This window comes from Streptomyces sp. NPDC048751, from assembly GCF_043198595.1.
In the GTDB taxonomy this organism is placed as follows: domain Bacteria; phylum Actinomycetota; class Actinomycetes; order Streptomycetales; family Streptomycetaceae; genus Streptomyces.
The window spans coordinates 619,096-635,244 of sequence record NZ_JBICUX010000001.1 but is presented as its reverse complement, the minus strand read 5'-3'; the positions used below and the strand labels follow the sequence as shown (position 1 = coordinate 635,244).

The following is a 16,149-nucleotide window of genomic DNA, read 5'->3' as shown; positions in this document are numbered from 1 at the left end:
CGTCACTCGCGGTTTCCGGAGACGGTCTCGCGCATGGCCCGCAGCGACTCCTTGAGGGAGCCCATGGTGGCGAGGACGGCGGTGGGCTCGTAGCCGCAGTGCGCCATGCAGTTGGCGCAGCGCGGGTCCTTGCCGCGGCCGTACTTGTCCCAGTCCGTGTCCTCGATGAGCTCGCGGTACGTCGGCACGTACCCGTCGCTCATCAGGTAGCAGGGACGCTGCCAGCCGAAGAGGGAGTAGTTCGGGATCGCCCACGCGGTGCACGGGAAGTCGACCTTGCCCTCCAGGAAGTCCAGGAAGAGCGGCGAGTGGTTCAGCCGCCACTTCCTGCGGTTGCCTCCGGCGAAGGCCTTCTTGAACAGTTCGCGGGTCTGTTCCACGCCCAGGAAGTGCTCCTGGTCGGGCGCCTTCTCGTAGGCGTAGGCGGGCGAGATCATCATCTCGTCGACCTTCAGGTCGTCGTTGAGGAAGTTCAGCACCTCGACGATGGTCTGCGGGGTGTCGGTGTTGAAGAAGGTCGAGTTGGTGGTCACCCGGAAGCCGCGCCGCTTGGCCTCCTTGATGGCCTCCACCGCCTCGTCGAACACCCCCTCCTTCGCCACGGACTCGTCGTGCCGCTCGCGCAGCCCGTCGATGTGCACGGCGAAGGCGAAGTACGGGGAGGGCTTGAACTTGTCCATCTTCTTGCGCAGCAGCATGGCGTTGGTGCAGAGGAAGACGTACTTCCTCCTGGCCACCAACTGGCGCACGATCTCGTCGATCTGCGGGTGCATCAGCGGTTCGCCACCGGCGATGGACACCATCGGGGCGCCGGATTCGAGCACCGCGCCGACGGCCTGGGCCACGGGCATGCGCTGCTTCAGCACCCCCGCCGGGTGCTGGATCTTGCCGCAGCCCTCGCACTTCAGGTTGCAGGCGAAGAGGGGTTCGAGTTCGACGATCAGCGGGAACTTCTCCCGCTTACGGAGTTTCTGTTCGGCGAGGTATGTAGCGACCTTGATGGACTGGCGCAGCGGCATGGCCATGAGGCTCACCTCCGGGGGAGCAGCACATTACGGTGCCATTCGAAGAAAGTAGGCAGGACGGAACGAAGGACACGGAAGGCTGATATTCCACCGCGCACCGTGCCGATCCGGACGAGTTCATGTTCTGGAGCGTCCACGACCACCCGGACGGCCGCAACCGGGCGCTCGCCCGCGTGGACGGCGCTCAGGAGCGTGGCCGCCGACTCCATGTCGACCGCGATTGCGCCGGTCGCGCGCAGAGCGGACCGTTCGTGTCCGCGCACGACGTGGTCGGAGCCCACCAGGGGGCCGGTGTGGACGGTACGCCCGGGCAGGGTACGCACCAGTTCCTTCACGAGCAGTTCGGTCGCCACACAGGGGACGTTTCCGCGGGGGTCGCGGGTCTCCTCGGCGACGACCAGGTCACCGGGGTGCATGCCGGGCGCGAGGCCCGCGCAGAACCCCGTGGCCAGCACGGCGGCCCCGCCGAGCGCCGGGTCGGCCAGCACCCGGCCGACGGAGCGTTCGGCCGCCCTGGGCCCCATGCCCGTCCGCAGGACGGTGACCGGCCCGCCGGCCCCGGTGCGATCGCCCATGCGCAGGGCGAGGTGCTCGATGCCGAGCGCGCAGGCGATCAGCAGCGGGGCCGGGGCGGGCTTGACGGTCATCAGCTCCCCTTGACCTCGGCGAGCGGCTGGTCGGTTCCGTCGGTACCGTCGGCTCCGTCGGTCCTGTCGGTCCTGTCAGTCCCGTCGGCCCTGTCAGTCCTGCCCGTCCTGCCCGTCCTGTCCGCGAAAGGCTCTCCGTGGAGGTAGCGGCCGAGCGCGGTGAGCGGGAAGACCTGCCGGTAGAGGTGGTAGTTGATGGAGAAGTCCCACGGGAAGCCGGTGCCGGTGAAGTGGGGCTCGTCCCAGGAGCCGTCCTCCCCCTGGGTGGACGCGAGCCACTCGACGCCCCGTTCGACCGCCTTGGAGTCCTGCTCCCCCGCCGCCAGCAGGGCCATCAGCGCCCACGCCGTCTGGGAGGCGGTCGAGGCACCCCGGCCGCTCCACTCCTTGGCGTACTTGTAGGAGCGCAGGTCCTCGCCCCAGCCGCCGTCGTCGTTCTGGACGCGCTCCAGCCAGGCCACGGCCCGCCGGATCGCCGGGTGCGAGCCGGGCAGTCCGGCGGCGGTCAGGGCGGGCACCACCGAGCCGGTGCCGTAGACGTAGTTGACTCCCCAGCGTCCGAACCACGAGCCGTCCGGCTCCTGTTCGGCGAGCAGCCAGTCGATGCCGCGCCGGGTGCGCGGGTCGTGGGTGAGGCCCTCGACGGCGAGCATCTCCACGACGTGCGCGGTGACGTCCGCGGACGGCGGGTCGATGACCTCGCCGAAGTCGCAGAACGGCAGCCGGTTGGGGAACGGGCTGGTGTTGTCGACGTCGAAGGCGCCCCACGCGCCGTTCTTCGACTGCATGCCGAGGTTCCAGCGCACCCCGCGTCCGATGGCCCGGTCGACGCTGTCCGGGTCGGGATGCTTGACGCGGCGCAGGGCGAGAACGACCTCGGCGGTGTCGTCGATGTCGGGGTAGTTGTCGTTGTGGAACTCGAACGCCCAGCCGCCCGGCGGCAGTTTGGGTCGTTTGACGGACCAGTCGCCGGGCCGGACGATCTCCTCGCCGAGCATCCAGTCCGCGGCCTTGACGAGCTGCGGGTGGTCGGCGGGGACCCCGGCGTCGACGAGGGCGATGGTGGCGAGGCAGGTGTCCCACACGGGCGACTGGCAGGCCTCCACCATCCGGGCCCCGTCCTCGCGCCAGACGGCGAACCGGTCCAGTGAGGCGAGTCCCTCGCGCATCACGGGGTGTTGGAGGTCGTAGCCGAGCAGGTGCAGCGCGATGAGGGAGTACACGGCCGGAGGCTGGATGCCTCCCCAGCAGCCGTCGTTCTCCTGGCGTTCGATGATCCAGCGGGCGGCGGTGTTCATCGCGGCCCTGCGCAGTCTGCGCGGGGCGACCCTGCGCAGGGCGTGCAGTGCCTTGTCGAGGCGTTGGAAGGCGCCGTCCCAACTGGCCGCCGGAGCAAGGGGCTTGGGCGGATTGGGATGGAGCGGGTCGGTGTGGAGCTCGTCGAGCGGGAAGGGCGCGGGGCGTACCGGGCGCTTCGCGGAGACGATGGTGAGCGGCACGATGGTCTGCCGGGCCCAGCACCCGAAGTCGTAGATGTTGAGCGGCACCCACTTCGGGAAGAAGATGAGCTCGGGCGGGAGTTCGGGCAGGTCCTCCCACTTCCACCAGCCGAACAGAGCCAGCCAGATCCGGGTGAAGACACGGGCGGCGGCGATACCGCCCCGGGCGCGGATCCACTCCGACGCCTTCGCCATGTGGGGGTCGTCCGGTGCGTCGCCGGCCAGGCGGAGGGCGACGTACGCCTCGATGGTGGTGGAGAGTTCGCCGGGTCCGCCGTAGAAGGAGGCCCAGGTGCCGTCCTCGCGCTGCTCGCCGCGGATGAAGAGGGCGGCGGCCCGGGTGGTCGACTCGTCACGGATGCCCAGGAACTGACGGAGCAGCAGGTCCTCGGCGTCCATGGTGACGTTGGTCTCGAGGTCGCCCTTCCACCAGCCCTCGGCGTCCTGGCGGGAGAGCAGGAAGTCGGTGGCGCGCCGGACCGCGCGCGTGGCGGCTTCGTGGACCCCGGCCGCCGCGGGGACGTTGCTGTCGGATTCGCTGGCCGCGGCAGCGCGGGGCGGCGGGGCCCCGGTGCTTCCGTCGGTCGTCGCTGTCATGGCTTCCCCTTCGTGCAGTGTGCAAGTGGTGCTGTCTGCTGTGGGTCCGCCGTCGGCCGGTGCGTGGGTGTCCGCGACACCGGCCGGCGACTACGCGAGGAGTATTCGACCGATAGTGATCATCTCTTTCGTACGACGACGAAGTCCGCGAGCGCCGTGAACCGGGCCCGCACCGGGTCGGGCATGTCGACGGCGTCGAGGGCTTCGATGGCGATGGTGTGCTGACGACGTGCCTCTTCGGCGGTCCACTCGCGGCCGCCGGCCTCCTCGATGAGGGCGGCGCGGGCCGCGAACTCCTCCTCGGAGAAGTTCTCGAAGTCGCTGCTCTTGGCGTCGGCGGCGAGCATCTCGCCGAGCCGCTCGGAGGCGCTGCCGCCCGCCGCGAGGGCGGCCACGACGGGCAGGGACTTCTTGCGCTGGCGCAGGTCGCTCCAGGTCTGTTTGCCGGTGGCGACCGGGTCGCCCCAGATGCCGAGGAGGTCGTCGACGGCCTGGAAGGCGAGGCCGAGGTGGTAGCCGTACTTCTCCAGCGTGTCGGCGGTGTGGTCGTCCGCGCCGCCGAGCACGGCGCCGATGGAGCTGGCGCAGGCGAGCAGGGCGCCGGTCTTGTTGCCCTCCATCTCCAGGCACTCCTCGACGCTGACGCGGTCGCGGTGCTCGTAGGAGATGTCCTGGGCCTGGCCGTCGATCAGGGCGCGGGTCGCGGTGGTCAGACGGCGGGTGGCGCGGCCGGCCTCCACCGTGCCCAGTTCCAGCAGGACCTCGTTGGCCAGGGCGAACAGGGCGTCGCCGACGAGGATCGCCTGGGCGGGACCGTGCACCTTCCACACGGTGTCGCGGTGGCGGCGCTGCTCGTCGCCGTCCATGAGGTCGTCGTGCAGGAGCGAGAAGTTGTGGACCAGTTCGACGGCGACCGCGCCGGGCACACCGACCTCGGGCGCCGCCCCGGTGACCTCCGCGGACAGCACCGCGAGGGCGGGGCGCACGGCCTTGCCGCCGTCGCCGTCCGTGGGGTTGCCGTGGGCGTCGATCCAGCCGAAGTGGTAGGCGGAAACAGTGTCCATGGGCGGCGCCAGGCGGTCGACCGCCGCACGCAGTACCGGGGTGGCCAGGGTCCGCCCGCGCTCCAGCAACGCGGTCACGTCCACCGGTGTCCGCCGGGCGGCCGTCGAGGCCGGGGGCACAGTGGGCACAGTCTCTCCTCTTGTTGCGGTACCGGAGGTGCGTTGACCTGCCGAGCCGTGCTGATCGATCCTCACGCGGCCTCCTCGAAGTCGAAGAGGTGGCGGGGACGGGGGCGGCCCAGGGCGCTCAGCGCGGCGTCCGCCGCGCTCACACCGCTGCGGACCGCACTCTCCATGGTCGCGGGCCACCCTGTGGCGGTCCACGCTCCGGCCAGGTAGAGGCCGGGGGCCTTGGTGCGGGCGCCGGGCCTGAGCCGTCCGACGCCGGGGGTGGGCGCGAACGTCGCCGTGCGCTCCCGGGTCACGAAGAAGTCCCGTACCTCGGCGCCCCGCGCGGCGGGCAGCAGCCGCTCGAGTTCGGGCAGGTAGCGCTCGCGCAGGGCGGCCACGGGCTCCTCGATCTCGTCGTGCGCGGCGGACTGCGACAGGGCGAGGTACTGGCCCTCGCGCAGGCCCGACGCCTCGGTGCGGTCGAAGACCCACTGCACCGGGGAGCCGAGGGCGGTGAAGAAGGGCCGGGTGAGCACCGTGCGGTCGTAGACGACGTGCACGTTGAGGATCGGAGCGGTGCCGATCTCCAGCAGTTGTCCGGGGGCGTCGAGCGCTCCGTCCGGCAACAGCCCGTGGGCCTCGCGCTGCGGTACGGCGAGCACGACCGCGTCCGCCGCCAGTGTCTCGCCGGGCATCTGAACGCTCCAACGCCCGTTTGCGTCAAGGGAGATGGAGGTGACGCGTGAACGGACCTCGGTACGCACGCCCGCGGAGTCGAGCGCCTTGCGGGCCAGCCGGTCGTGCAGTTCGCCCAGCGGGACCCGAGCCCAGCCGATGTCGGCCGCGCCCGGGTCGGACAGCAGACCGGTCTTGAACACCATCGCGGCGAGCCCCAGTGAGGCGTCGCCCGCGACCGCGTTGAGGGTGGCGACCCCGACCAGGTCCCACAGGGCCTCGACGGCACGTGCCGACTGGCCGTGCGCGGTCAGCCAGCTGCCGAAGTCCTGTGCGTCCAGGGTCGGATCGGCGAGGTCGAGCCCCTTGAGCGCGAGCGCGGCACGGCCGACCCTGGCGCGCTCGGCGAGCGAGAGGTGCGGATACGTGGCGAGGCTGCGCCCCAGGTGCAGGGGCACCGGCAGCGCGTCGCGGCGCAGTCTGCCCAACCGCCGCCCTTCGGGCTTGGTGACGTCGAGGACGGGCACATCGAGGCGGTCCTGCAGCGGGGCCAGCGCGGTGCCCTCGATCCGGTCGAGGAACCAGCGGTAGGCGGTGCAGCAGCGCAGGTAGACGTGCTGGCCGTTGTCGACGGTCAGTTCGCCGCGCTGGAAGGAGAAGGCGAGCCCGCCCAGTCTCGGCCTGCCTTCGAGCAGGGTCACGCGCACACCGGCGTCGGCGAGCGCGAGCGCGGCGGTGATGCCGGCGAGCCCGCCGCCCACCACGACGGCGTCCCGCGTTCCGCGCTCATGGACACCGTCTCCGGTGGCGTCCGCGAGCAGCCCGTCGGGCCGCGTGCCGTCGGTCATCGTGCGCCCTCCCCTGCGGCCCCGCCGACCTGCGACGGGCGTGCTCGGCGAGCCGTCGCAGTCAGGGACGCCGCCGGGTGCCGGAGGGTTGCGTGCCGGGCGCCGCCGGTGGTCTCGCCCCGGTCCAGGTCGCGCATCACACGCGCCTCCTGACGGTCTGCCGGGACACGTGCCGGGTGTCCAGACCGGAGAGGCCGCGGACGGCGACGTACGCCTTCTCGCGGCCGGGCAGCGAGACCCGGCCGCGCAGTACGGCCTCCGGGTGGCGTTCGATGCGGTCGAGGAGGCGGCGGTAGATGCCGGCCATGGCGGCGACACAGGCGCCGCTGCGCCGGTCGAGCATGGGGAGCAGCCGGTAGCCCTCGGCGAAGAGGGCGCGGGCCCGTCGCACCTCGAAGTGCACCAGGCCCGCGAAGTCGGAGCCCTCCGGTGGTCTCGGCCCGCTGAACCCGGCGGAGCAGCCGAACTTGGCGAGGTCGTCGGCGGGCAGATAGGTGCGGCCGCCCTCGGCGTCCTCGCGGATGTCCCTGAGGATGTTGGTGAGTTGCAGCGCGAGACCGAGCGTGTCGGCGTACTCCGGCGCGCGCTCGGTGCCGCGCGCCCCGGGTTCCGTACCGAAGACGCCGAGTGAGAGCCGCCCGATGGCTCCGGCCACGCAGCGGCAGTACACCTTCAGGTCGTCCCAGGTCTCGTAGGTCTCACCGCGTACGTCCATGAGCACGCCGTCGATGAGTTCGTCCAGGCCGCCCAGGGGGATCGAGAAGGCCCGGGCGGCGTGGGTGAGGGCGACGGCGACCGGGTCGGTGTCGTCCTCGTCGACCTCGCCCTGGCGGATCCGGGTGAGCAGCGCCCTGGTGTCCTCCAGCCGCGCTGCCTTCACGTCGTCGCCGAGCGCGCCGTCGCCGATGTCGTCGACGCGCCGGGAGAACGCGTAGAGCGCCGACATCGCGCGGCGCTTGGGCGTGGGCAGCAGTCTGATGCCGTACGCGAAGTTACGGGCCTGCTGTCCGGTGACGGCCTCGCAGTAGCTGTAGGCGGCGAGTACCGGTGCGGGCACGTTCGGTGCTGACTCCACGGTCCGGATCACCCCTCTCCTCGCAGAGTCAGGCCCACCTCGCGCAGCAACCGGAGCTTGCCGGGCTTGGGCGGGCCGGGAAGTACGTCGAATTCGGCGGCGGAGATCGCGTGGATCGCCGCCCTTCCCCCCGCCACGAACCCCGCGAGCAGCAGCTTGAGTCTGCCGTGGACGCTACCCACCAGGGGGGCGCCTTCATTCAGGAGGTCGCGGGCGCGTTGGGCTTCGTAGGCGACCAGTGCGCGCACCGACGCGCTCGCGGTGTTCGTGGCGAGATCCGCCTCCTGGACGTGAAAACGCTTCATGTCCGCGGCGGGCAGGTAGACGCGGTCGCGGCCGAAATCCTCGGCCACGTCCTGGAGGTGTTCGACGATCTGCAGGGCGGTGCAGATCGCGTCGGAGCGGCGGATCCGTTCGGGGGTGGCGGTGCCGGTGACGGCGAGGACGAGCCGGCCGACGGGGTTGGCGGACAGTTCGCAGTAGGCGAGGAGGTCGTCGTAGGTCTCGTAGCGCCGTACGACCTGGTCCTGGCGGTTGGCGGCGATCAGGCCGAGGAAGGGCTCGGGGGTGAGCGAGCGGAGGTGGACGGTGGGCTGGAGGCGGAGCAGCAGGGGGTGGCGCGGGGTGCCGTCGAAGACGCGGTGGAGGTCGGCCTCGAAAGCGTCCAGGAGCACCAGCCGGTCCTCGGCGTCGTGCGGCTCCACACCGAGCAGGCGGGCGTCGGCGCCGCCGGGGGCGAGGTCGCCGTCGCCGATGTCGTCGACGAGGCGGGCGAAGCCGTAGACGGCCATCAGGTCGGTGCGCCAGGCCCTGGGCAGAAAGAAGGGCGCCACGGGGAAGTTCTCGTCCGCGGCCTTGTCGAGCGTGCCGCGCTCCGCGGCGCCGGCGTCCGGCGCGTCGGTTCCCGTCACCGTCGGCTGCCCGGGGCGGGGACGGCACGTGCTGCGTTGAGCTGGGGAGTTTCCGTAGCCATTGCCGTCACATCTCCCGTTCTACACTGCCGACCCAATACACACTATTTCGGACACGCCGCCCAGCCTTCCGCGCGGAGGCCCTACCGAAGGGTGTCGCGCATTATCGCCCCACTTGCCGCGTTTCGGCACCGGTACAGCTTACGTTGTACAACGCGTCGAGGACCGTGGGGGTGTCCCGCGCATCACAAGAACACACCGATTGGCGTCAAGATTCCTAAGCATGCCTGGAGTTGACGCTTACTTTGCAGACGCAGGGCCCCGCCGGACCAGTTCCGGCGGGGCCCCGACCGATCGGGCTACTTGCCCGTGAACTTCTCGTACTCCTTCAGGACCTCTTCGGTCGGGCCGTCCATGCGGAGTTCGCCGCGCTCCAGCCACAGGACGCGGTTGCAGGTGTCGCGGATCGACTTGTTGTTGTGGCTGACGAGGAACACGGTGCCGGCTTCCTTGCGCAGTTCCCGGATGCGCGCCTCGGAACGCTTCTGGAAGGCGCGGTCACCGGTGGCCAGGGCCTCGTCGATCATCAGGACGTCGTGGTCCTTCGCGGCGGCGATGGAGAAGCGCAGACGGGCCGCCATGCCGGAGGAGTAGGTGCGCATCGGCAGGGTGATGAAGTCGCCCTTCTCGTTGATCCCGGAGAAGTCGACGATGTCCTGGTAGCGCTCCTTGATCTCCTCACGGGACATGCCCATGGCGAGCCCGCCCAATATGACGTTCCGCTCGCCCGTGAGGTCGTTCATCAGCGCCGCGTTCACACCGAGGAGCGAGGGCTGACCGTCGGTGTAGACCTTGCCCTTCTCGGCGGGGAGCAGGCCGGCGATGGCCCGCAGCAGCGTCGACTTGCCGGAGCCGTTGGAGCCGATCAGGCCGATGGCCTCGCCCCGGTAGGCGACGAAGGAGACCCCCCGCACCGCGTGCACCTTGCGCACGCCGCGCTCCTCGCCGCGCTTGACGATACGGCTGAGGGCGGCGGTGGCGCTGCCCTTGCCGGTCTTGGCGCCGTTGACGCGGTAGACGATGTGCAGGTCGTCCGCGATGACGGTCGGAACCAGTTCGGTCTGCTGCTCAGCCACGGCCGTACCTCTCCTCCGCCTTCCAGAAGTACACGAAGCCACCGACGGCGAACAGCGCGGCCCAGCCGCCCGCTGCCGCCCACACGTGGTCGGGCAGGTTCTCGGAGCCGTAGCCGTCGATGAGCGCGAAGCGCATCAGGTCCATGAAGATCGCCGCCGGGTTCCACTGGAGGAGGTTCGCCACCCACTGCGGCTTGTCCTCCAGCATGATCGGGATGGAGAACATCACACCGGACGCGTACATCCACGTACGCATCACGAACGGCATCAGCTGCGCCAGGTCGGGCGTCTTCGCACCGGCCCGGGCCATGATCAGGGCGAGGCCGGTGTTGAACAGGAACTGCAGGACCAGCACCGGCACGATCAGCAGCCAGGACAGGTCCGGGTAGCTGCCGAAGCCGGCCGCCACCGCGAACAGCACGATCATCGAGAACAGCAGCTGCTGGAGCTGCTGCAACGAGAAGGAGATCGGCAGGGAGGCGCGCGGGAAGTGCAGCGCGCGCACCAGTCCGAGGTTGCCGGAGATCGCGCGGACGCCCGCCATCACCGAGCTCTGCGTGAAGGTGAAGACGAACACACCCGTCACCAGGAACGGGATGTACACCTCGCGCGGCATGCCCCGGTCGGCCTCGAGGATCACGCCGAAGATGAAGAAGTACACGGCCGCGTTCAGCAGCGGTGTGACCACCTGCCACAGCTGTCCGAGCTTGGCCTGGCTGTACTGGGCGGTCAGCTTCGCCTGGGAGAAGGCCAGGATGAAGTGACGGCGTCCGAAGAGCTGGCGGACGTACTCCCCCAGCCCGGGCCGCGCGCCGCTCACGGACAGCCCGTACTTGGCGGCGAGCTGCCGCGGCGGGAGGCCCTCGTCGGGCGACGGAGGCGCACTCACCGCGACTCCACCGTCATGCGTTGTCTCACTCACAAGTGGAAACTTTCGTCTTCGAGATGCACAGCCTGTGCGGGCCTGGCATGAGCCGGGGCCGGGGTACGACCCGAATGATCTCAGGCCCGGACGCTCTCAGGAACGAGCTTGTCAGATGACCGGGGGTCGTCCCAGTCGCGTCAGCCGCCACACCGTACGCCACTTCATGGGCCGGCGAGGTCCGCACGGTGTGGTCCAGCCCTCCTTGAAGCCGCCGAACCACGCCTTCAGCGCGGGCCGCGAGGGGCGGCGCGCCAGCGTGAGCAGCATCCAGACCCCCAGGTAGACGGGGACGAGGAGGGCGGGCAGGTTCCGGCGGGCCAGCCAGACCCGGTTGCGCGCGACCATGCGGTGGTAGACCGCGTGCCGGGAGGGCGCGGTCGTGGGGTGGTACAGCACCATGTCGGACCGGTAGTCGATCATCCAGCCCGCGTCGAGGGCCCGCCATGCCAGATCGGTTTCCTCGTGGGCGTAGAAGAATTCGTCCGGGAGCCCGCCGACTTCTTCGAAGACCTTCGTACGGACCGCGTTGGCCCCTCCGAGGAAGGTGGTGACCCGCGAGGAGCGCATCGGGTCGGCGGCCCGCAGCCGGGGCACGTGGCGGCGCTGGGTGACGCCGGTGTCCGGGTCGGCGATGCGGAAGCTGATGATGCCGAGGTCCGGGTCGGCCGCGAAGGCCGCACGGCACAGCTCGGCGGTGTCGTGGTGCGCGAGCAGCCCGTCGTCGTCGAGGAAGAGCAGCACGTCGACGTCGCGGCCGCCGGGGCCGAAGGCCTCGATGCCGACGTTGCGGCCGCCGGGTATGCCGAGGTTGTCGGGCAGCTCCACGGTCCGTACGCCCTCGGGGACGTCCGGGACGGGCGAGCCGTTGCCGACGACGACCACCTCGACCCGGTCGCCGTCCTGCTTGGCGACCGAGTCGAGGAGGGCGCGCAGTTCGTCGGGGCGGTTGCCCATGGTGATGACGACCGCGCCGACCTTGATGGGCGCGGTCACTTCAGCCTGCTCGAAGCGAGGATGGACACGAGGTGCAGCACGGTCTGCAGCATCGCGATGCCGGCCAGCACCGCGACACCGAGCCGGGTGTAGAAGAGGTCGCCGCGCATCTGGTCCACGATCGCGAGGACCAGGATCAGCAGGGAGGCCTCGATGCCGAGGATCAGCCGGTGGAACTTGAAGGCGGCGGCGGCCCGGCGGGCCAGCGCCATGCCGGAGGAGCGCATCTCGGAGGCGGCCTCCTGGACCGGCGGCTTGCCGGTCTGGTGCCGCGCGACGCCGACCAGGTCGGTCTCGGCCTTGATCAGGATGGCGCCGAGGGCGGCCAGGGTGCCGAGGAAGGCCCACAGCCAGTCGATCCGGCCGCTGCCCCACAGGTCGGCGGCGCGCAGGCCGAAGCCGACGAGCACCGCGGCGTCGGTGAGGTAGGCGCCGACCCGGTCGAGGTAGACGCCGCCGAGCGAGTACTGCTGCCTCCAGCGCGCGATCTCGCCGTCGACGCAGTCCAGCAGCAGGTACATCTGGACGCACACCACGCCCAGGACGGCGCCCGCGATCCCCGGCACCAGCAGGGCCGGGGCCGCGAGCACGCCGAAGACGGTCATCAGGTACGTGAGCTGGTTGGGCGTGACCCTGGTGTTCACCAGGTAGCGGTCGACCCGCAGGGACACCTCACGCATGTAGAGGCGTCCCATCCAGTGCTCACCGCTGCGCCGGTCCTTCACCCCTGCGGGATGGACGACCGGACGGAGTTCAGCTACCGATGGCCTTGACATAGTCGGCGTACGTGTCCTTGATCTGTTGGGAGGTGAGGTCGAGGTGTTCGAGGATCGTGTAGCGGCCGGGCCTGGTCTGCGGGGCGTACTCCACGGCCCGGACGAACTCGTCCACCGTGAAGCCGATCTCGCCCGGCGTCACCGGCAGACCGTGCCGACGCAGCACCTCGGCCATGTACACCGACTCCTCGTGGGCCCCGCGCAGGTACATCGCGAAGGCCGCGCCCAGGCCGCACTGCTCGCCGTGGGCGGCCGCGCGCTTGGGGAAGAGCAGGTCGAAGGCGTGGTTGATCTCGTGGCACGCGCCGGAGGAGGGGCGTGAGTCGCCCGACACCGACATGGCGATACCGCTGAGGACCAGCGCCTCGGCGAGCACCTGGAGGAAGTCGTTGTCCCCGATGCCGCCCGGGTGCCTCAGCACCGCCTCGCCGGCCTGGCGGGCCATCGCGGCGGCCAGGCCGTCGATCTTCTCGCCGTTGACGCGGTTGGCGAGCTCCCAGTCCGCGATCGCCGAGATGTTCGACACCGCGTCGCCGATGCCCGCCCGCACGAAGCGGACCGGGGCCTCGCGGATGACGTCCAGGTCGATGACGACCGCGATCGGGTTCGGCACACCGTAGGAGCCGCGCCCCGCGTCGTTGTCGAGCGTGGCGACCGGCGAGCACAGGCCGTCGTGGGCGAGGTTCGTCGGTACGGCGACCAGCGGCAGGCCGATGCGCGCCGCGGCGAACTTGGCGCAGTCGATGATCTTGCCGCCGCCGAGCCCGACGACCGCGTCGTAGTGGCCGGCCTTTATCTCGCCGGCCAGCCGGATCGCGTCGTCGAGGGTGCCGCCCCCGACCTCGTACCAGGTGGCGCCGGGCAGGCTGGGGGCGATCCGCTCGCGGAGCTTGGCGCCGGAGCCGCCGCTGACGGCGACGGCGAGCTTGCCGGAGTGCGAGATGCGCTCGTCGGCGAGGACGCAGCCCAGGTCGTCGAGGGCACCCGGGCGGATGTCCACGACGACCGGCGAGGGGATGAGCCTGGTCAGTAGTGGCACGCGATCTCCCGTCCCCGGGCGAGGTCGTCGTGGTTGTCGATCTCGACCCACGGGACGTCACCGATCGGTGCGACGTCGATGCGGAAGCCGCGGTGCACGAGCTCCTGGTAGCCGTGCTCGTAGAACTGCTGCGGGTCGGTCTCCCACACGGTCTTCAGCGCGTCGGCCAGGTCGGCGGCCGCGTCGCCCTCGATGAGGGTGACGCCGATGTACTCGCCGGTGGCCTCGGCCGGGTCCATGAGCTTGGTGATCTTCTGGACGCCCTGGTCGGGGTCGACGACGACCTTCATCTCCTCGTCCGCGAGGGACTTCACGGTGTCGAGGGCGAGGATGATCCTCTTGCCGTCGCCGCGGGCGGCGAGCAGCGTCTTCTCGACGGAGACCGGATGGACGGTGTCGCCGTTGGCGAGGATCACACCGTCCTTGAGGGCGTCACGGCCGCACCACAGGGAGTAGGCGTTGTTCCACTCCTCGGCCTTGTCGTTGTCGATGAGGGTGAGCTTGAGGCCGTACTTCTCCTCCAGGGCCGCCTTGCGCGCGTAGACGGCCTCCTTGCGGTAGCCGACGATGATCGCGACCTCGGTCAGACCGATCTCGGCGAAGTTGCCGAGGGTGAGGTCGAGGACCGTCGGTTCGCCCTCTATGCCCGCGGGCCCCACCGGCACCAGCGCCTTGGGCAGGCTGTCGGTGTAGGGGCGCAGACGCCGTCCGGCGCCGGCCGCCAGCACGAGGCCGATCATGCGGGTTCTCCTTCATCGTGTACGGCGGGCGCGCCACCCTTGTGGGCGGCGACCCAGTAGCGGATGCTCTCGACGAGCACCACCAGGGCGACGGCCACGGCGAGGGCCGTGAGCGCCGCCGTGAACTGCGAGGCGGTGAGAAGCGCGGCGAGGACGGTGACGAGCAGCGTCCGTCCTTCGTGCCCCCCGATGGCGCGCACCAGCCAGGCCGGGGGCGCTCCGGCGTCGCCGCGGATGCGGTACACCGTGTCGTAGTGATGGTAGGCGACAGCCGCCACCAGCCCGAAAGCCGCAGGAAGGGCCCCGTTCACCTCCGCTTTGGCGGCGAGGACGAGGACGGTGCCGTATTCGGCGGCCCTGAACAGCGGCGGAACCATCCAGTCCAGGGCGCCCTTGAGGGGGCGCTGGACGGCCGCGGCGGACATGAAGACGTAACCGACGGCACACAGGACGGTCTGCCATCCGGCGCCCCACAGCCCGGCCGAGAGGACCACCAGAAGCGCTCCGGCAGCGGCCGCGTAGACCCCACCGCGCGGATACGTGCCGCGCGCGGTGCGCAGGAGCAGTTCGGTGAGCGGTCCGCTGTCCGCGAGGTCCGCCAGCGCCTTGGCCGCCCGGTCGGTGCGCTGTGCCTTGCGCGTCAGGGAGCGGAGCAGCCGGCCCGCCGTGGTGTACGTCCCCGCGAAGGCGCAGCCGACCAGCAGGGCGTAGAAGGTGATCCGGGGGGTGGTGGCCGCCGTGAGTACGGCGATCATGGCCCATCGTTCGCCGATGGGCAGGACTATCATCCGGCGCAGCCAGACGGTCCAGCCGACGCTGTCGAGCTTGTCGGAGAGGGCGGCGGTGGGGCTGGTGTTGGCGGTGGCGTCGTGGTTGGCCTCGTTGAAGGAGAAGTCCACGATGTGCCGGCAGCTCTGCAGGACCATCGCGCCGAGGGCGAGGGCCCACACGTCGTCACCACTGCGGGCCGCACCGAGGGCGAGACCGGCGTAGTAGGCGTACTCCTTGGCGCGGTCGAAGGTGGCGTCGAGCCAGGCGCCGAGCGTGGAGTACTGCAGCGAGTAGCGGGCGAGCTGGCCGTCGGTGCAGTCCAGGACGAACGACGCGATCAGCAGGACACCGGCGGCGACGTACCCGCCACGGGTGCCGGTGGCCGCGCAGCCGGCCGCGATGAGCGCGGTGAGCAGGGACGCGGTGGTGACCTGGTTGGGGGTCAGGCCGCGGCGGGCGCACCAGCGGGCGATGTAGCGGGAGTAGGGGCTGATGAAGTAGGTGGTGAAGAAGCCGTCGTGGGCCTTCACGGCCGACTTCAGGCGTACGGCCTCGTCGTCGACGGCGGCGACGGCCTGCCGTGCCTCGTTGCGGGCCTGCGGGTCGGCGGGGACGGTGGCGACGAGACTGCCGAGCGTGGGGTGGTGGACCGGTGTGCCGTCGGCGTCCAGAGCGGTGACGACGCGGTCGGCGAGGCTGTCGACGTCCCCCACGCTCGACTTGGCTCGCGCGGGGGCACCCCCACGTGCGGTACCGCCGTCGCTCGCGGAGTTCTCGCGGGCCATCGCCCGGGTCAGCGCCTGTCGGCCGGCCGCCTGCGCGGTCACCGCGCCGGGGATCGCGGCGAGCGGGAAGCGGGGGTCGGTGAGGGCGAGGCGCAGCGCGTGCAGATGGCCGACGAAGCGGGCGTCGACCACGGCGACCCGCTGCTCGGTCGGCACCTGGGCGAGGAGCGTCTCCGCGTCCGTGGGGTCGGCCGCGGCCCGGACGTCGAAACCGAGGGACCGCAGATCCCCCTCGATCGACGATCCGGGGACCGGCTGACCGGTGAGGATGGCGGTCGGCAACCGAACTCACTCCCTGGGTCCCCGACGCGTCCGCGCCGGTCGTGTGCACGATGGGGGGCGCCCCTTGGCTGCAGCAGAGGTGATGGCTGCACCAGGTGGGCGGCGTGTCGGCAGAGGCTATCGGATGCCGGGAAACAGGCGTTCACCGCCTGTTCATGACACCGTTGGAGAGGTCCGTACCCGGCCTTTGCCGAGATCATCATCGGTGATGCGCGGCCCGGCCCACAAACCGCGCCCCTTACACCTCGCA

General features: G+C 70.8%; 15 protein-coding genes. All 15 read right to left on the bottom strand.

Annotated features, from left to right (window positions below; genetic code table 11):
• Positions 1-2 precede the first annotated feature (2 nt).
• Positions 3-1,025 carry an adenosyl-hopene transferase HpnH gene (hpnH, locus tag ACGFNV_RS02850; RefSeq protein ID WP_133925571.1) on the bottom strand — a complete coding sequence of 341 codons (1,023 nt, stop codon included), beginning with the start codon at positions 1,023-1,025 and terminating at the stop codon, positions 3-5.
• Between the two features lie 5 nt (positions 1,026-1,030).
• Positions 1,031-1,672: a 1-hydroxy-2-methyl-2-butenyl 4-diphosphate reductase gene (locus ACGFNV_RS02845; protein WP_393618838.1), complete on the bottom strand. Its 642-nt coding sequence runs from the start codon at positions 1,670-1,672 to the stop codon at positions 1,031-1,033.
• Entirely contained in the window at positions 1,672-3,768 is a 2,097-nt protein-coding gene (gene shc / locus ACGFNV_RS02840; RefSeq protein WP_393618836.1) for a squalene--hopene cyclase, read from the bottom strand. The genes ACGFNV_RS02845 and shc overlap by 1 nt, the downstream gene beginning before the upstream one ends.
• A 119-nt stretch (positions 3,769-3,887) precedes the next feature.
• Complete coding sequence (locus tag ACGFNV_RS02835) at positions 3,888-4,952, bottom strand: polyprenyl synthetase family protein (RefSeq protein ID WP_393619985.1); 1,065 nt, start codon at positions 4,950-4,952, stop codon at positions 3,888-3,890.
• Positions 4,953-5,023: 71 nt separating this feature from the next.
• Positions 5,024-6,466, bottom strand: a complete 1,443-nt coding sequence (hpnE, locus tag ACGFNV_RS02830; RefSeq protein WP_393618834.1) for a hydroxysqualene dehydroxylase HpnE — start codon at positions 6,464-6,466, stop codon at positions 5,024-5,026.
• On the bottom strand, positions 6,463-6,603 hold the full coding sequence (locus ACGFNV_RS02825; protein WP_393618832.1) for a DUF6380 family protein: 141 nt from the start codon (positions 6,601-6,603) through the stop codon (positions 6,463-6,465). Before ACGFNV_RS02825 ends, hpnE begins: the two co-directional genes overlap by 4 nt.
• Entirely contained in the window at positions 6,603-7,553 is a 951-nt protein-coding gene (gene hpnD, locus ACGFNV_RS02820; RefSeq protein WP_393618830.1) for a presqualene diphosphate synthase HpnD, read from the bottom strand. Before hpnD ends, ACGFNV_RS02825 begins: the two co-directional genes overlap by 1 nt.
• On the bottom strand, positions 7,550-8,452 hold the full coding sequence (hpnC, locus tag ACGFNV_RS02815; RefSeq protein ID WP_393618829.1) for a squalene synthase HpnC: 903 nt from the start codon (positions 8,450-8,452) through the stop codon (positions 7,550-7,552). Before hpnC ends, hpnD begins: the two co-directional genes overlap by 4 nt.
• Positions 8,453-8,811: 359 nt before the next feature.
• Entirely contained in the window at positions 8,812-9,588 is a 777-nt protein-coding gene (locus ACGFNV_RS02810; protein WP_133925577.1) for an ABC transporter ATP-binding protein, read from the bottom strand.
• Positions 9,581-10,510, bottom strand: coding sequence for an ABC transporter permease (locus ACGFNV_RS02805; protein WP_393618827.1), 930 nt, complete (start codon positions 10,508-10,510; stop codon positions 9,581-9,583). Before ACGFNV_RS02805 ends, ACGFNV_RS02810 begins: the two co-directional genes overlap by 8 nt.
• A gap of 111 nt (positions 10,511-10,621) precedes the next feature.
• A complete protein-coding gene (locus ACGFNV_RS02800) occupies positions 10,622-11,467 on the bottom strand; it encodes a glycosyltransferase family 2 protein (RefSeq protein ID WP_393619983.1) in 846 nt (281 codons plus the stop codon).
• Positions 11,468-11,502: 35 nt separating this feature from the next.
• Positions 11,503-12,282, bottom strand: coding sequence for a CDP-alcohol phosphatidyltransferase family protein (locus ACGFNV_RS02795; RefSeq protein WP_393618825.1), 780 nt, complete (start codon positions 12,280-12,282; stop codon positions 11,503-11,505).
• The gene (locus ACGFNV_RS02790; protein WP_393618824.1) at positions 12,260-13,321 is read right to left on the bottom strand and encodes an iron-containing alcohol dehydrogenase family protein; all 1,062 of its coding nucleotides are present in this window, start codon (positions 13,319-13,321) and stop codon (positions 12,260-12,262) included. The genes ACGFNV_RS02795 and ACGFNV_RS02790 overlap by 23 nt, the downstream gene beginning before the upstream one ends.
• Positions 13,309-14,061, bottom strand: a complete 753-nt coding sequence (locus ACGFNV_RS02785) for a sugar phosphate nucleotidyltransferase (RefSeq protein WP_393618822.1) — start codon at positions 14,059-14,061, stop codon at positions 13,309-13,311. The genes ACGFNV_RS02790 and ACGFNV_RS02785 overlap by 13 nt, the downstream gene beginning before the upstream one ends.
• Positions 14,058-15,899, bottom strand: coding sequence for a DUF5941 domain-containing protein (locus tag ACGFNV_RS02780; protein ID WP_393618821.1), 1,842 nt, complete (start codon positions 15,897-15,899; stop codon positions 14,058-14,060). Before ACGFNV_RS02780 ends, ACGFNV_RS02785 begins: the two co-directional genes overlap by 4 nt.
• Positions 15,900-16,149: the final 250 nt, after the last annotated feature.

Bases quoted from the DNA above. Each gene is read 5' to 3' on its own strand.
- hpnH (WP_133925571.1), bottom strand. From the start codon at position 1,025: ATGGCCATGCCGCTGCGCCAGTCCATCAAGGTCGCTACATACCTCGCC.
- ACGFNV_RS02845 (WP_393618838.1), bottom strand. From the start codon at position 1,672: ATGACCGTCAAGCCCGCCCCGGCCCCGCTGCTGATCGCCTGCGCGCTC.
- shc (WP_393618836.1), bottom strand. From the start codon at position 3,768: ATGACAGCGACGACCGACGGAAGCACCGGGGCCCCGCCGCCCCGCGCT.
- hpnE (WP_393618834.1), bottom strand. From the start codon at position 6,466: ATGACCGACGGCACGCGGCCCGACGGGCTGCTCGCGGACGCCACCGGA.
- ACGFNV_RS02825 (WP_393618832.1), bottom strand. From the start codon at position 6,603: ATGCGCGACCTGGACCGGGGCGAGACCACCGGCGGCGCCCGGCACGCA.
- ACGFNV_RS02800 (WP_393619983.1), bottom strand. From the start codon at position 11,467: ATGGGCAACCGCCCCGACGAACTGCGCGCCCTCCTCGACTCGGTCGCC.
- ACGFNV_RS02795 (WP_393618825.1), bottom strand. From the start codon at position 12,282: ATGTCAAGGCCATCGGTAGCTGAACTCCGTCCGGTCGTCCATCCCGCA.
- ACGFNV_RS02785 (WP_393618822.1), bottom strand. From the start codon at position 14,061: ATGATCGGCCTCGTGCTGGCGGCCGGCGCCGGACGGCGTCTGCGCCCC.